The following is a 14,479-nucleotide window of genomic DNA, read 5'->3' as shown; positions in this document are numbered from 1 at the left end:
ACAAGCGGAAGGCCAGATCAACCGCCTGAAGACACTCAAGCGGGCAATGTACGGTCGAGCCGGTGCAGAGCTGCTGAAAGCCAGAATGCTGCCACTGCGCCACACTAAGTGAGGAAGAGCCATTTAAGATGGGGTGGTTGCCGTCCTCCCCCTAACGGCATCGCGATGTGGCAAGATGACATGGTGTAAGCCACAGAAAAGAGAGGACGGCAAATGAACGATATGATGATCGGGGTGGATTTGGCAAAGTACGTTTTCCAACTTCACGGGGCGTCGATGGCAGGTGATGTGATATATCGCCGGAAGCTGTCTCGCAGGCAGTTTTTCCGTTTCATGTCAGAGCAGTCGCCCGCACTTGTTGTTATGGAGGCGTGCGGAAGCGCCCATTTCTGGGCGCGCGAACTGGTGAAACTGGGTCATGCGGTCAAGCTTATTGCGCCGCAATATGTGCGCCCGTTCGTAAAATAATGACCACCTCTCCATTATTTAACTTATCATCAGGTGGCCATAATGCGGAGGTGCGTGGGACAGGCGCTTGATAGCCTCTCATTTTTGCCGTTAAGCGACGGCTTTGCTCCGCATTATTTTCGGACGAACCTCTGCGGTTGTTTGACCGGCGGAGGAACCAGCGATGACAAAAACCGATCGCGAAGTAATCACCAATCTCCAAGCCTGCCCGACCAACCAAGAATACAGCACGGTGGTGGTCAGGAGCGATTGCGCCTATGCGCACGGCTTGCTTGACCATCTTGCACAGCGGAACATCCCGATCGCGGATGTAACCGAAGCCCAGGTGGAGCAATACCTGTGCGATGCGGTCGCGCTGTTCCAGCGCCGTCATAGCCGCCTTCCCAGTCTGCACTGGCACCAGATCACGTGCGCGGGCATTCACGCGCTGTTCGGGCTTGTGCAGCTTTCGCCACGCCACCACCAACCACCACTATACGAAGGCGAATCTGAAAACGAAGCGACAGGCACTGGAACAGGTCAGTCTTCCGGTAACGGTGGTTCAACCACCGTCATGGAAACGGGATACGAGCCTGCTCGCCTGGATCGATACGCTCTGAAATAATGCTGAGGAACATGGGGCAAAATGCTGACAAACAGCAGGTTTGCACAGAGTCCTTCGCATTATGGCCACCTGACGATAAGTTAAGCGCCAAAAGAACGATGCTGCCGATGCCGAGGCGATTGTCATTGCGGCCCGTCAGCCTGAAATGCGCTTTGTCGAGCCGAAGACCGCTGACCAGCAAGCTCGGGCGGTTCTGTTCCGGGCCCGTGAACGTATTGTTCATCAGCGAACGGAATTGGTGAACGCTCTGCGCGCCGTTCTCTATGAATATGGGCAGGTCATTCCGCAAGGGATCGGTCACGTCAAGCGCATCGAAGTGATTATCGACGACGTCGAGAGCGAACTGCCCGACCTTGTGCGGGAGGAGTGCTGCGATCTGCTGGCTCAGATCAGCGAGAAGACGGCTCGGATCGAGGAGAAAACGAAGAAGCTAGCGGAGTTGTCCCGGCAGAGCGAAGCAGCGCGCCGGCTTCAGACCGTGCCGGGCGTGGGGCCGCTGACCGCTATGGCCGTCGAGGCTTTCGCGCCAGCGATGGAGAGCTTTCGATGCGGCCGGGATTTTGCCGCTTGGCTCGGACTCGTTCCACGACAGTTTTCTTCTGGCGGGAAAGAAAGGCTTGGACGGGTGTCGAAGGCTGGTCAGGCCGACATCCGCAGGCTTCTTATCATCGGGGCAATGGCGCGGCTGAGTGGCGCGAAGCGTAAACCGCCGGCAGAAGGATCTTGGCTTTCGCGGATGCTCGCGAAGAAGCCGCGAATGCTGGTGGCGATCGCACTGGCGAACAAGATGGCGCGGACAATATGGGCCATGCTGGCGAAGCAGGAAGATTATCGAGACCCAGCCCTGGCAACGGCAAGATGAACGGAGTGCCGCAGAAGGCCTGGACTGGCAATGAGGTGTGAGAAGTCGACGACCTGAATGGGCGCAAGATCGAACCGATCGGGAATGGGAAAACCAGTTTAGCACTTTGAGCCCGCAAGCTCGGAATTAAGATTTGGACCCGCTCCGCAGATCACCGTCCCGGCCCGCGGCACCTAGAAGCGCCGCAACCAGAGGCCTGACAGAAGACCGCACTCGATCACTCGTCAACGAAAGTCAGAAACTTCTTGCCAAACGGGCGGCAACCACAGAAGTGCTAAGTGACACCAGTCTTTCAGACCCTGATTCTCTCACTGGAGGGCCAGCCCAATCAAGGGGACGCAGAGGGGCGAAAACAGACCTGCCATTGGGCCAAGCAATTCGACCGTAAGTTTGCAATCTGTTCCATCCGACTGCGAAGCAACGCTGTGGGTAGCGCGCATTCCAAAGAGCCTTGTATCCGTTTCCCATGCAAAGCAGGCACCGTCTTCAATGGCTGTGACGCGCCAGATCGTGCTGAGTTGCCTCGGTTGCTAAATACGGGCGGCGCTGCCGATGCCAAATGCGCCCTTGTCCAGCCGCTGTGCTGATTGAACAGTCGGCGCCCATAGTGGCCATGTGTCGATATCAATGGTCTCTGCCCAGACCTGTTGGGACGGGCAGGCAATGAAGGCGCAGTGTTCGATCAGTATGGGGCGGGTGCTCGTGTTCGGTAGCATCAGGGCAAGCGGTAGGCTTGCCCTGATGCTTTTGGCTCAAAGGCCTGTGCGACTGGGCAAGGCCACATACATCTGAACGTGGGTGACGGTCGAAAACTCACCGGGCAGCGGCCCGTATGTGTTGCCGTCAGAATGCCACGCCAGCGCTAGATCGGCTGCAAGATGTTCACCGCTCAACTGCAGGCAGGGCGAGATCGTGTGCCCAAAATCCGCCGATCCGTCCGCCTTTGCGATGAAGGTATTCTCAGACCCGTCGCGGGCACCAAAGGGCAGGTCGTAGGTGCCAATGAATGGTTCGGTTGGTGGCCAGACCATGAAATCATGCCAGATCGTGTAGACGCCGTCCGGGACGAGATTTTCAAAGCTCAAATCCACGGTGCCGACGCCATTTTCACAGATATAGGTGCCGCTGCCTTTCGCCGCGAACCACTCGCCCAAGGTCAGGCCAAGCGGGCGGCCTATGGGATAGGGGCCGGTGTCTGTCGTATCAAGGAAGTTGTGCTTCACCTCGACACCCGGCGCATAGAGCGGTGCGTCCATGTCGCGGGTAGCCGCTGTTGGGCGGAAGACCTCGCCGGAGCCGGAAATCTTCTCGTAAAACACATCCTGTTCGGCCATGCCGTCGTCGATGTGGAAGATGAACGTCAATGACATGCTTTCGGGCGCATCATAGGCCGCTTTGATCACTTGCGCATTTGCTGCGCCACTCACGGATAGGGCAGAGCCAAACTGGGCATTGGTGTTTTCTGCGGCAGCGGCGGCGGCGCTCAGCACGAGTACGGAGACGCTGTTGATAAGAAGTTTTTGCATTTTTCGATCCTTATTAGAGTTGTGGCGAAGTTGCGGTTTGTTGGTTCCCCGGAGTGCAGGTCGACGAAGCCAGGGTGTTTTCGGGTGGTCGAGACCGTCTTGGGATGAACCCGATGCGAGAAGAGTGGATTCCATCCTGTGATCACCCCTTTGGCGGCGGACCAACCGGGCGGGTTGGTTGCGGCGCCAGACCTGACGGCACAGAGGTCGGAATGAGGTGGCTGCGGTCATGGGCCGTTGGATCGGTCAGGCTGGCGAGAAAGGCCATCAGATTGCTGACTTCCTGATCCTGCAGATTCACCGGGGCAAGCTCATTTGCCCTGGCGATGCGCCCTCGCAAATCCGCCGAGTTCTGGACCCAGCCATCGCGCAGATCAAAAGCGGCGCGGCGTCCGGGATTGAGAGGGCGAAAGATCAATTCAGAGGCGTCTCCGGTCTGCTCGATTATCTTGTCCAGCGGCGGCAGGGAAACAGTATTCCCGTCATAACGCTCAAGCGAGGCGATGCTGTCCAGATGGTGGCGCACCATCACCTCCAGATCATCGAACGCGCCGTCATGTCCCCAGGGACCCGTAAGCGCCACGTTGCGCAGGCTGGGTGTTCGGTATGCGAACAGATCGTCCGTGTCGAAGGTGACGCGGTAGCGGCCCTCGTCTTCCGTGTGCGCGCCAAAACCCGTCGCACGCCAATAGCTTGTGTCAGCTCCATGCCCCTTGCCCGGTCCGATTTGCGGCACGGCAATGGCGTGGAAATCGTGATCCGTCAGCAAGGCACCGGAGTGGCAGCCGGCGCAGCCAGCCTTGCCATAGAACAGATCAGCGCCTGCGCGGGCTGTGTCGGACAAGGCCATCGGGCTGCCTGCGATGAAATGATCAAAGGGGCTGTCATCTGTTCGGAAGGCCTGGGTCTGAAAGGCCGCCAGTGCGTTGGCGGCCTTCGCAAAAGTGATGTCGCTCCTGCCCGGAAACGCCGCACCGAACTGTGCCTGATATTGTGGTGTGGCCGCCAGTCGCGCCGCAAGCAGGTCCCACGCGTCTGTTACGCGGTCCTCGGCGACGGCCGTCGCAACCGGGTTCTCACCCTTCTGTCCGGCCATTTCCGCGGCCGAGAGGACCGGGAACATGGCCTGGGCTGCCAACACATTGTCCAGACCGGCAGGCAAGTGCTCGCGTGCGGGGCTCCAGTAACCACTTTGGAATGATGACAGCGGATCGGGCTCAACCCGTCCATCATGGAACATTGAACGATATTCGCTCGAACCGATATTCCACAGCGCCTGCGCATTGCGCGGGATGCGTTCGGTCACCCCATCGGCGGTGCGGCGGTTGCGGCCCAACCCTGTGCCACCCTCGCCGATCGACAAGGCCACGCCGTCGCTGGTGCCATTTGCCGGATCGTGGCATGTACCGCAGGAAATGTTGCGGTTTCCCGACAAGATCGGATCAAAGAACAGATTTCGACCGAGTTCAAAACGTGCCTCGTTTGGCGCGCCGTCATACAGGAAGTCACGATCCTGCAGAGGGGCAGGCAACAGGAAATCCAACGAGCTTTCGGCACGGGCCGGCACGGACGCAAACACCAGAACAAGCAAGAGCGCAATTCCAGTTGCCGCGGCCAGAGCCAGCACTGAGTGGAGCATCAGTGAGCCCACTGTTCCTGCTGCAATGGAGAATTTCCAGGTCCGAGAATCAGACATGTGCTTTCCTTCGCTCATAAATTTCCAAAAGGCGCCCGCGCCTAAAGCAGGCGGTGACGGTATGGGGTGTCGGGTTTCAGTTCGATCAGATGCTCAAGGCCAACATCGCGCAAAAGATGGTCCGGCATTTGGGGCAGTTTCCGATAGTCACGCTTGAGACGCTGTCGTTCGCGCCACCAGTTGATCAGGCTTGCTGTATGTCTCCGCGTTGCTGGGCGTCCCTGCGTCGCGTGTGATTGATCCATGAACGTCATTGTTCTGCTCCTGAAACTGAAAGCGTCCGCGGGTTTGCGGCGCGTGGAATTGCTTGTTGCGAATGTGTCTTGGACGGTTGGTATGAGCGCGCGGCAATGCTGGTCGCTATGCGGCGGGCGCCGATCCCGGCGGCGTAGAAGAAGCCCTCAAAGGTTACACTGTACCCCGTGAACCAAAGACCCGGATTTCGGCTGTCCGCTTGGCCCGAGGGGCGCAGAGGATATCCGTCGTCATCTAGCACGCCAAGATGGCCAAGGAGATCTTCCAAACCGGTCCGGTAACCGGTTGCGCAGATCACCACATCCGGGTCGACCCTGCGACCGTCAGCCAGTTCAGCGGCATAGGCTGAAAATCCAACGGTCTGGCCCACGGCTTCGAAGCGGCCCGCCTTCAGCGCTTTGACAAAGCCATCATCCAGTGCCGGCGTCACTGCATCCCGCAGCAGACGCGATCCGCCGCCCTTGGGATGATGGCGCAAGCCATAGCGGCGCAGGTTGCCAAAACTCAGCCATTGCATGATCGCCATAACCGGATCGAGCGCCCAAGCGGGGGTGCGGCTGAACAGTCTGGCCATGCGGTGCATCGGAAAGCCGAATATCCGCGTTGGCAGGATCGACGGGCCGTGCCGGACAGAGATCCAAACCTGTGCCGGGTTGCTGCGCGACAAGTGGTTCAGCACATCGGATCCGGAATTCCCGGCCCCGACGACAAGCACGTTCTTGCCGTCATAACGGCTGGGATCAGCAAAGTCGGCAGCATGAATGACCTTACCGCCAAACTCTTCGATGCCCGGCCAAATGGGCATGTCAGGCACACTTTCCCGACCGGTGGCGACGATCAGATGGGTGCTGGAATAGACGCCCTTCGTGGTCTCGATCTGCCAGAGGTCACCTTTACGGTGGACGGACAGCACACGGGTTTCGAAATGGATCGGCGCGTCCAACCCACTGGCGTATTCGCTCAAATAGTCGATAACGGCATCTCTGGGCAAATAGGTGTCGCTCTGGCGCGGTTCATGATGGCCCGGCAACCGGGCAAAATGGCGGTGAATGTTCAGCCGCAGTTTCGGATGACGTGCGCGCCAGGGGTCGGCCACCCGGTCGGAGGCCTCCAGAACGGTGACGGGGATATCATTGGCGCGCAGTTCGCTTGCCGCGGCCAGGCCTGACAGACCTGCGCCGATCACGATGGCAGAGATTGAGTGTGTCGGTGTCATTGAAAAACTCCTAGATGGGCGCGATTAATGGTGCGCAAGGAAATACGCGTTGATCTGAACGTGTGGTTGGCGGTGCGTTTCGATCTGTCCAAAGCCTGCGCTGGAGAGGAATTCTGTGCCGTCTCGACACCCCACTTGGCCCCAGGGCGGGCCCCGTGCTGACCGATGGATGCTGGCGAGCAGTGCATCAGTGACTGCGTGTAAAGCAGTGGCGCAAACACGTCTTCGCGAAGATCGATCCCTGCGATGTGGCTGGCCGGGAAAACCATGGCCAGTTCCTTCATCGCGACGTGCCCTTTAGCGGCCCGTTGCAACGGAAAGAATGATAAATAGGGCACATCAACTCCCTTGTAGAACAACATCGAGGTTTCAAATCCGACGGCCGTCAGGAACATCTGCTTGGTTTGATGGGGCCGTTTGTTGCGAATTGGGTCGGTCATTCTAGTCTCCGGTTTGTATGCCCTGAGACACTTGTGACGAGCGACCGTGTGTACCAGCGTTGTAGCGACCGTGAGAATTGAGTAGAATTTCCGTGGTTTTTTTGATTTTCAACCTGTGAAAGGCTCTGTTGCACAAATCAGTGAGGGATTCATGTCGTGAATCCAATTTGATAGCTGGGCGCCATGAGCAGACCCACACCCCCAACGTACAAGACCAGAAACTGGCAGGCCTATAACGAAGCGCTCAAGCGCCGTGGCTCGCTGACAATCTGGTTTAACTTAGAAATGATCTGGGATGCCGTGCCGACGGGCAAGCGCGGTCGGCAGCAGACCTACAGCGACACCGCTATCCAGGCATGCCTTACGATGAAAGTTTTGTTCGGTATGGCGCGGGACTTTGACCGACGGGTTGCAGAGGTTCAGGTCCGTATTGCAGTCATGAACGGCTACACAGCGCTCGGCATACCCGCCACGGAAACCGTGGGATAACTGTGTCCGGGGAAAGGGGGAGTTCGTTTAGAAACGGCTTTATGCAACAGAGTCTCTATGGTCGGTCATCTCGACGCCTGCAGGTGTAATCTTCAGGACGCGAAGCCAAAGGCCACTAGGCCTTTTCCAGCTTCTTTGCGCGATTGGCGAATTCGGATTTGATCATGTTTTCGATCTTTTTGCGCAGGTCCTTGTCCTTGCGCAGGGCATCATTTGCCAGCTTTTGCATTTGCTTGGCGTTCTGCGATCCATCCGAACCGTTGACCGCCTCGACAGCGGCGGCTGATAGCCAATTGCCGCTGAGCTGTTTGGCAACCGATTCAAACATCTCGCCCGAGTGCTTTTTTGCTAGCATCTCGAATGATTCCGCGCCGTAGAGCGCCACCAGATCGTTGCGCATCGCCTGCATTGACTTGGGCGCAAGGATTGTTTTCAGGAAATCGGCGCTGGCTGTCGGAAACCGTTTGGTGAATTCAGAAAGTGCCTTCCCGGCTGCATGATCAAGGATACTCGCTGTCAGGATCTTTGCCACAGATTCCTTGACTTCTTTCAAATTGGGCGCCCGCCCTTTCTCGATTAGTGGTTTGAACAGACCAATTGTTTCCTTCAGAGCCCCGGTAACCATCGTCTGCCCGAATTTGGAACCCAGAAACCTCTGAAAGAAGGCCTCGATGACCGATTTCGACATATTGCCCGACAGTCTCGGCAAAATTTGCGCCGCAATCTTGGCACCCAACCCCTTGGTAAGCGCCGAGCCCAGTTTACCGCCCGCCGCACCCGAGAGGCCGGCAATGAAACTGTCAATCATGACTTTTTTGGCCGCGCCATCCCAGGAAACCTTGTTCCCGGCAACATATTCGCCAAATTGCCCGGCACCGGATTTGAGGGCTTCGGTGCCTGCCGCCGCAATCGCATTTGCCTTGGCCACAGACATGCCTTTGGTTGCGACAAGGCGTGCGGTCATATAGGTCTCGACCACAGTGAAAGATGTGTCGCGCACGATCTCAAGATTGCCGACAATTGATCCGGCGGTGCCAATACGCTCGCTGATGAACTTCTTGAACGCCTTGACTGCCTTGTTGTAGGCTTTGGTTGCCTTCTGGTCCTGTGCGTAGATCTTTTTCCAGTCCAAATTGGACGCACCGACAAATGACTTTAGCAAAGAGGCCTCTGAACGTGCCGCGAGAATTTCACTCCAAGGTGGATTGGTCTTGTCGTTGACGACGCTGACAGAGAATTCAACAAATGCATTGAAGTAGCCGTCTGTAGCCTGACGGGTCTGCTCGAAGCCATTGCAAATGCTGATCCAGGACTCCACCTGACCGTTCATCATTATGGATTTTGACCGGACTTCTCTTTGAAGAGCCCTTTGACCAGCCTCAAACTCCGCCTTTGTGACGCGTTTGGTTTTCCCGCCCTCGACCACTTCGTACCATTCGATCTTCTGTTCAGAAGCTGACTGGGCGGCCAGTTTGGCCAGCCCTGCTTTCCAGGTACGGCCACCGGGATCGACGATGCCGTCCGGCTTGTTGTACCCCAGCTTCTTTTTCTGGAATTCGCGGATCGCCTTAATCAGTTCGCCATCGGACTTGCCATGGACCTTGAGTGAATAGCCATTGGCGTTGAGCATCAGCCGAACCACTTCCACATCGGCCGGAACGTTTCTGACGGGTGGAAACTTGGTGTTTTTGGCTTTTGGGTCTGGCTTGGTAATGCGTCGTTTGTCGCCAACTGGCGCTGTCAATTTAAGTGGCATAGCAATAATACTCCTTCAGTTTGCGCCTCTCAGATGCGCTGAATTGTAGGCTCTGTCGCAGGGGTCCAGGCCGAGCGAAGGAATACCTTGTTGGAATCCAGGACACTGGCGATGCGGGCAAAATGGATGCTGTCTGAATCGACTGATCTGAGTAGCTTGGTAGCGGCCCCATCAAGCGCGGCAGCAAAAGCCGCCTTGGAACGAGGAATCGCGCGCTCTGAGATGGCTGAATAGCTCTTGCCCCGGCGGCGAATTGGCCTTGTTGTCGGGTCGGCATTGGCGTCCAATACAGCTACGAGTGTGGTTTCCACATCGCGCAGGGCTTGCTGAGCCGGAGCGTAGGCGGGGTTGCCGGCCAGTTGCCGTCCTGCGGCGCGGTAGTTTTGACGGTAGCAATCGTAGCGATACACCGAATTCAATGTCTGGCACTGACGCAACCCCTGTTTCAGCAGCCGCACGACGCGATTGGTGGTCCCGTCGTTGAGACCAGAGCTATTGTTCCCGTAGTCAGTCCTACAGCTTTGAGCAGTACATTCCGTTGCGCCGAGAACCAGAATCAGGATGACGCCGAGAAGGCGCGGCAAAGCCCGCTGAGTCCGGCCAAGCAGCCGCGTGTCCTGTAGGTTGCGCAGCCCCGCACATTGTCGCCGATTGCGGCCCAGATACGCCACCTTGGGTACAGAGCGTAGTGCCTGGGTCATCCAGTGCGCGAATTGTCCGCGCTTTTTCTTAGCCGCGAAGGCAACCTGAATTTGAACCGGCGCGTTGCGGCGATCGGCTGCACCGACCATGCCCGCGGCAATGGTTTTGTCGTTTGACATTCTGGTTTCGACCCAACTCTGCGGATGTTGCCAACGGTGAAGGCGGTTCATGCAGCGCGCATGAAGAGGCAGAGCGCGGCATCGCAAATGCGTGTTCATATTCTAGCCCTTAGATTCGGCGCCCCTTCGGGACGCTCAGTTTCTCTACGCGCCGGGCGCGCCAAAAATTCTCTCGTTTAGAAAATAGCGTCGGTCGTTGCCGATTTCCGAAGCGCATGAACCGGTGTAGTTTCGCGCAACAGACTGACGTTTCCGAAAATTCGGAAGGATAGATGATTCCGATTGAAAGCTATTGTTCCGGCTGGGGCTGTGGTCGACGCCAATCCCAACCAAAGCAAAGATAAGCAAATGATATCAAGACCACCAACTTGTGATCAGTCAGAGGTAGCCGCCGGCATCGCTTCACATTCGGTCAGTTGACCTGCGTAGTGTCGATCATTGGAGCGACCGCCAGCGGGGGTCAGCATCTGATCCGAAGTCCCTGTAGTAGCCGATATCCTTCAGCAGACGATCGTCCAGTCCGCTTTGCAGAATCCGCAAGTTGTGTTGGTCGCGCCGTCGCTGGCGTCGTTGATGCATTTTTCTTTTGATGGTGTCGAACATATTGATTTCCTTTAGTGAGTATCATTCGGCCAAAATTGAGACCGCTGGGTGCACCGCTTCGCAGATCTGTGCGACATGCCGGTGGTCCGTGCCACAGCACCCGCCGAAGACGTTCAGCTTTGGCAAGAGGCGCGTGAGTTCCGCATATTGCTGACCCAGTTCGTGCGGGTTGCCGTCATCCAGCTCTTCGCATTCGTCGAGTTCGGCGTGGGACATGCGCGATGCATTTGCGCGCAGACCATGGATGCGGTTCGCCCACTCGCCACCTTGCTCAAGCATGGCACTGAAGTGGTCCGGATGGGCACAGTTGATCATGTAGTAAGCAGGCTTTTGAGTGCATGCCGCGTCAACTGCGACAATTGCATTTGCGAGGGTCTGACCCGTTGGCAATCTTCCATCCGTTTCAAGCGTAAAGCTGATCACGCAAGGCAGTCCCCGATCACCAGCCGCGCGCGCAATGCCAACCGCTTCGGGTATGTTGGTCATCGTTATGGCGGACACCAGATCAACCGTGTTGTCTGCAAAAATGCCAATCTGTACGCCGTGATACTCTTCTGCTTCATGTGCAGTCATGATGGTCGACGGATCATACCCATCGCCCCTCGGACCGATCACGCCATTGATCAACACATTCATGTCCCCCCCGAATTCGCTGCGCAGTTCCTTGGCAAACTCGACGGCCTCGCGGTTGATCGCAGCAAGATCGTCACGGTCATGACCCAGCAGTGTCGCCCAGTCGGGGTTGGACCGCCACGTGTTGGTGTCGAGGATGTAGCCCGCATCGTGTTGGCGCGCGGTTTCCATGAACGGTGCGAAGTACTCCTTCATCGCAGCGCGCCCTTCAGCCGTCCGCAGCATCGGAAAGAATGCGAAATAGGGCATATCAAAACCCTTGTGGAACAACATCGAGGTTTCAAACCCGGCGTCCGTCAGGAACATCTGATTGGTTTGGTGGGGCAGTTTGTTGCGAATTGGGTCGGTCATTCTTGTCTCCAGTCTTTATGACGTGAGACACTTGTGACGAGCGGCCGTTTGTACCAGCGTTGTAGTGACCGTGGAAATTGAGTAGAAATTCCGTGGTATTATTTGATTTTGTCGGGCAGGATGAAGAGCTTTTCACTCCACATCACCCTCTTGGGAGAACTGTCGGTGTCGGCCGATGGCAAACCCGTCAATCTGCCCGCCTCTCGAAAGGCGCGTGCAGTTTTGGGCTATCTCGCTGCGACAGGGCGGCCCATTCGCCGCGAGCGCTTGTGCGAATTGTTCTGGGACATGCCTGATGATCCACGCGGTTCGCTACGCTGGGCGCTGAGCAAACTGCGTCAGGTGGTTGATCAGGGCGGTGTCCGACGTATCGTAGCGGATCGGGAGCGGGTCACGCTTGCACTGGATGACACCCATGTCGAACTTCGCCATATCTGGGTACGGCTCAACGACGACCCGCCCCTAATTCCACCGCCAGAGTTGCGTGAAATGGCCGAACTGTTAGAGCGATCGTTTCTGGAGGGGCTGGAATACGCAGGCACCGAGAGTTTCCAGCAATGGCTCGCATCTGAGCGCGAAAATGTGCGTCTGATGCATCTCAACGTGTTGCGCCGACTGGCCTTGCACCCAGAACTCACGCAGGCCGAGACCGTAAAATGGGCGCGGTTGTGGCAGGAAGCTACGCCGGTGGAGGAAGAGTCCGCGCGTGGTCTGGTTATTGCGCTCGCGCAATCCGGTCGACTGGAAGAAGCGCGCCAATCCGAGGCGGAATTTCATGCCGCCGCAAAAGAAGCCGGATTGCCAGCTGCTGGTTCCCTGTTGCCTGACCTTTTGGAGACTCCAGAGATTGACCCATCCGTCGAACGCCCTGGCGAAAGCGCCCAACATCGGCAGTTGCGTAAACAGAAAATTGGGTTCTGTCGGGCAAGCGATGGGGCGCGGATCGCCTATGCAACAGTCGGCGAAGGCCCACCATTGGTCAAGGCGGCCAACTGGCTGAATCACCTGGAGCTGGATTGGAACAGCCCTATCTGGGGGTCGACATTTTCGGCTTGCTCGGAGTTTCGAAAGTTCATCCGCTATGATGAACGGGGCAATGGCCTGTCAGATTGGGATGTGAACGACATCAGTATGGAAGCATTTGTACGCGATCTGGAAACGGTCGTTGATGCACTTGAACTGAAACGGTTTCCGTTGCTGGGCATATCGCAGGGCTGTGCAGTTTCGGTGGAATACGCGGTGCGCCATCCCGAACGGGTTACTGGTCTGGTCCTCATTGCCGGATATGCGACTGGCTGGCGTATTGGTGCCAGTGCGGAAGAGCAAGCGCACCGGGAGGCCGTTCTTACTCTTACACGGCATGGGTGGGGAACCTCCAACCCTGCCTACAGGCACATATTCTCGCAAACTTTCATGCCGGATTCAAAGCCCGAAGACCTGGATTGGTTTGATGAATTCCAGCGCCAAACGACGTCACCCGAAAACGCTGTGCGATTTCAGGAGGCTTTCGGCGATATCGATGTGCGCGATAGCCTGGCCAAAGTGAATGTTCCGACAATCGTTTTTCATGCGCGCGGCGACCGCCGTATCTCCGTAGATCAGGGACGTGAGTTGGCAATGGGTATCCCGGGTGCAGAGTTTGTCCCGTTGGACAGCGAGAACCACATCATGTTGGGGCATGAACCCGCCTGGCGTGAGTGTATCCTTCGAACACGGGAATTCATGAAGGAACACTGGATCTGACCGTTGGCAGGGACGCGCCTTGGTGGTGTTGGCAAAGTTGGGGTTGTTTCGTTTTGACGCAATCGCTGCGTCGATGCTCAATCGCTTTCACAGTACGCGCTGCACCTTCCGCTTGTTCAGCGGTGATGTCGCTCAAGTTCGTTGTCATAAGGCTGGTTTGCGATGGGAAGCTCCGGTACAAGGTACTGTGGGTTAGGCGCCCAGAACCCTTTTTGGCCCGCAAATGAATAAATCTCGGCTCTGGTGCGTAGAGTATCTAAGTACGAAAAAGTGCCTGACGAACGGGAGAAGATTCTTGTGACCAACGGCATCCCGCCTAGCAACTCAGGGCCTTGCCGCGCAGCCACAGTTGGTTGTCATATCATAAGGGATCGAGATGTCTGAAATTGAACTAATGCTATCCGCCTACATCGACGGAGAGCTTTCCAATACCGACAGTCTTGAGTTGGAAATCCAACTGGCGACTGATGCGGAGCTACGCGAGCAACTGGAAAGGTTGGTTGCTGCTGATGCGGCGGCCATGTCCGACTTTGATGCGATGCTGAATGATCCGGTTCCGGCAGCCCTGGTTGATCATATCACCGCGTTCCAACCTCGGGCATCAGCGAATGAAGACTGACCAGTTTACCTAAATGTGGTGACGCGCCTTGCAGCCAGCGTCGCTCTTGCCGGTCAGGTGGCTATTCATTTGTCCAATTCCCTGAGCGAAAAGCGTTTCGCTGTGCAGGGCGGCTGGCTGAGAGGCGTCGCAGAACACCAAGCGATCTATGAAGAGAAGAAACCTCTGGTCTAGGTGGACGCCAACGTGGCGGGCCACATCGAAAAGTGGTTGGGCAAAACGACAGGCGTTCCGTTCTCTAATCCCGATCTCAGCGCCATTGGTCTGACATGTCAAGGTGCGTATTTCGCGAAAGTTGGGCGGTGATTTCACGCGATCTCGGGCACGCGTTTCACGGCATCGCGGGCAGCCATTTCACGATCGTGGGCAGGCTGGCCGACAAGGTTCATTGAGTCAG

At 57.0% G+C, this 14,479-nt stretch carries 13 protein-coding genes and 3 pseudogenes; 6 read left to right on the top strand and 10 right to left on the bottom strand.

Going from position 1 to position 14,479, the window contains the following annotated elements:
- Positions 1 to 213: 213 nt before the first annotated feature.
- The 3 genes and pseudogenes from QO231_RS25140 to QO231_RS25130 all read left to right on the top strand — a co-directional run.
- Positions 214 to 465, top strand: a pseudogene (locus QO231_RS25140) (IS110 family transposase); the annotation flags it as partial.
- A gap of 166 nt (positions 466 to 631) precedes the next feature.
- Entirely contained in the window at positions 632 to 1,072 is a 441-nt protein-coding gene (locus QO231_RS25135; protein WP_316782790.1) for a hypothetical protein, read from the top strand.
- Between the two features lie 79 nt (positions 1,073 to 1,151).
- Positions 1,152 to 1,934 (top strand): annotated as a pseudogene (locus tag QO231_RS25130) (IS110 family transposase); the annotation flags it as partial.
- A 530-nt stretch (positions 1,935 to 2,464) separates the two neighbouring features.
- Here QO231_RS25130 and QO231_RS25125 read toward each other — a convergent pair.
- The 6 genes from QO231_RS25125 to QO231_RS25100 all read right to left on the bottom strand — a co-directional run bounded on the left by QO231_RS25125 (position 2,465) and on the right by QO231_RS25100 (position 7,067).
- Complete coding sequence (locus tag QO231_RS25125; protein ID WP_316782787.1) at positions 2,465 to 2,650, bottom strand: SRPBCC family protein; 186 nt, start codon at positions 2,648 to 2,650, stop codon at positions 2,465 to 2,467.
- 36 nt (positions 2,651 to 2,686) lie between these two features.
- On the bottom strand, positions 2,687 to 3,460 hold the full coding sequence (locus QO231_RS25120) for a hypothetical protein (RefSeq protein ID WP_316782784.1): 774 nt from the start codon (positions 3,458 to 3,460) through the stop codon (positions 2,687 to 2,689).
- Positions 3,461 to 3,602: 142 nt separating this feature from the next.
- Positions 3,603 to 5,156, bottom strand: a complete 1,554-nt coding sequence (locus tag QO231_RS25115; RefSeq protein ID WP_316782781.1) for a cytochrome-c peroxidase — start codon at positions 5,154 to 5,156, stop codon at positions 3,603 to 3,605.
- 41 nt (positions 5,157 to 5,197) lie between these two features.
- On the bottom strand, positions 5,198 to 5,410 hold the full coding sequence (locus tag QO231_RS25110; RefSeq protein ID WP_316782777.1) for a DUF1127 domain-containing protein: 213 nt from the start codon (positions 5,408 to 5,410) through the stop codon (positions 5,198 to 5,200).
- Entirely contained in the window at positions 5,407 to 6,627 is a 1,221-nt protein-coding gene (locus QO231_RS25105) for a flavin-containing monooxygenase (protein ID WP_316782774.1), read from the bottom strand. Before QO231_RS25105 ends, QO231_RS25110 begins: the two co-directional genes overlap by 4 nt.
- Entirely contained in the window at positions 6,624 to 7,067 is a 444-nt protein-coding gene (locus tag QO231_RS25100) for a hypothetical protein (RefSeq protein WP_316782772.1), read from the bottom strand. The genes QO231_RS25105 and QO231_RS25100 overlap by 4 nt, the downstream gene beginning before the upstream one ends.
- Before the next feature lie 183 nt (positions 7,068 to 7,250).
- Between QO231_RS25100 and QO231_RS25095 the strand changes: the two are divergent.
- A pseudogene (locus tag QO231_RS25095) lies at positions 7,251 to 7,457 on the top strand (transposase); the annotation flags it as partial.
- A 214-nt stretch (positions 7,458 to 7,671) separates the two neighbouring features.
- Here QO231_RS25095 and QO231_RS25090 read toward each other — a convergent pair.
- The 4 genes from QO231_RS25090 to QO231_RS25075 form a co-directional block, all read right to left on the bottom strand.
- Positions 7,672 to 9,312, bottom strand: a complete 1,641-nt coding sequence (locus QO231_RS25090; protein WP_316782769.1) for a peptidoglycan-binding domain-containing protein — start codon at positions 9,310 to 9,312, stop codon at positions 7,672 to 7,674.
- Between the two features lie 29 nt (positions 9,313 to 9,341).
- A complete protein-coding gene (locus QO231_RS25085) occupies positions 9,342 to 10,103 on the bottom strand; it encodes a hypothetical protein (RefSeq protein ID WP_316782766.1) in 762 nt (253 codons plus the stop codon).
- A 465-nt stretch (positions 10,104 to 10,568) separates the two neighbouring features.
- Positions 10,569 to 10,736 carry a DUF1127 domain-containing protein gene (locus QO231_RS25080; protein WP_316782763.1) on the bottom strand — a complete coding sequence of 56 codons (168 nt, stop codon included), beginning with the start codon at positions 10,734 to 10,736 and terminating at the stop codon, positions 10,569 to 10,571.
- 21 nt (positions 10,737 to 10,757) lie between these two features.
- A complete protein-coding gene (locus tag QO231_RS25075) occupies positions 10,758 to 11,720 on the bottom strand; it encodes a homocysteine S-methyltransferase family protein (protein WP_316782760.1) in 963 nt (320 codons plus the stop codon).
- Positions 11,721 to 11,840: 120 nt separating this feature from the next.
- On the opposite strand from QO231_RS25075, the gene QO231_RS25070 reads away from it, so the two are divergent.
- Together QO231_RS25070 and QO231_RS25065 are read left to right on the top strand one after the other, a co-directional pair.
- Positions 11,841 to 13,463, top strand: a complete 1,623-nt coding sequence (locus QO231_RS25070; RefSeq protein WP_316782756.1) for an alpha/beta fold hydrolase — start codon at positions 11,841 to 11,843, stop codon at positions 13,461 to 13,463.
- A gap of 376 nt (positions 13,464 to 13,839) precedes the next feature.
- On the top strand, positions 13,840 to 14,082 hold the full coding sequence (locus tag QO231_RS25065; RefSeq protein WP_316782753.1) for an anti-sigma factor family protein: 243 nt from the start codon (positions 13,840 to 13,842) through the stop codon (positions 14,080 to 14,082).
- Positions 14,083 to 14,479 lie beyond the last annotated feature (397 nt).

This window comes from Sedimentitalea todarodis, assembly GCF_032595355.1.
Lineage (GTDB): Bacteria > Pseudomonadota > Alphaproteobacteria > Rhodobacterales > Rhodobacteraceae > Sedimentitalea > Sedimentitalea todarodis.
This window is presented reverse-complemented; position numbering and strand designations above follow the sequence as displayed.

Bases quoted from the DNA above. Each gene is read 5' to 3' on its own strand.
- QO231_RS25135 (WP_316782790.1), top strand. From the start codon at position 632: ATGACAAAAACCGATCGCGAAGTAATCACCAATCTCCAAGCCTGCCCG.
- QO231_RS25075 (WP_316782760.1), bottom strand. From the start codon at position 11,720: ATGACCGACCCAATTCGCAACAAACTGCCCCACCAAACCAATCAGATG.
- QO231_RS25125 (WP_316782787.1), bottom strand. From the start codon at position 2,650: ATGCTACCGAACACGAGCACCCGCCCCATACTGATCGAACACTGCGCC.
- QO231_RS25110 (WP_316782777.1), bottom strand. From the start codon at position 5,410: ATGACGTTCATGGATCAATCACACGCGACGCAGGGACGCCCAGCAACG.
- QO231_RS25080 (WP_316782763.1), bottom strand. From the start codon at position 10,736: ATGTTCGACACCATCAAAAGAAAAATGCATCAACGACGCCAGCGACGG.
- QO231_RS25120 (WP_316782784.1), bottom strand. From the start codon at position 3,460: ATGCAAAAACTTCTTATCAACAGCGTCTCCGTACTCGTGCTGAGCGCC.
- QO231_RS25090 (WP_316782769.1), bottom strand. From the start codon at position 9,312: ATGCCACTTAAATTGACAGCGCCAGTTGGCGACAAACGACGCATTACC.
- QO231_RS25065 (WP_316782753.1), top strand. From the start codon at position 13,840: ATGTCTGAAATTGAACTAATGCTATCCGCCTACATCGACGGAGAGCTT.
- QO231_RS25085 (WP_316782766.1), bottom strand. From the start codon at position 10,103: ATGGTCGGTGCAGCCGATCGCCGCAACGCGCCGGTTCAAATTCAGGTT.
- QO231_RS25070 (WP_316782756.1), top strand. From the start codon at position 11,841: ATGAAGAGCTTTTCACTCCACATCACCCTCTTGGGAGAACTGTCGGTG.
- QO231_RS25105 (WP_316782774.1), bottom strand. From the start codon at position 6,627: ATGACACCGACACACTCAATCTCTGCCATCGTGATCGGCGCAGGTCTG.
- QO231_RS25100 (WP_316782772.1), bottom strand. From the start codon at position 7,067: ATGACCGACCCAATTCGCAACAAACGGCCCCATCAAACCAAGCAGATG.
- QO231_RS25115 (WP_316782781.1), bottom strand. From the start codon at position 5,156: ATGTCTGATTCTCGGACCTGGAAATTCTCCATTGCAGCAGGAACAGTG.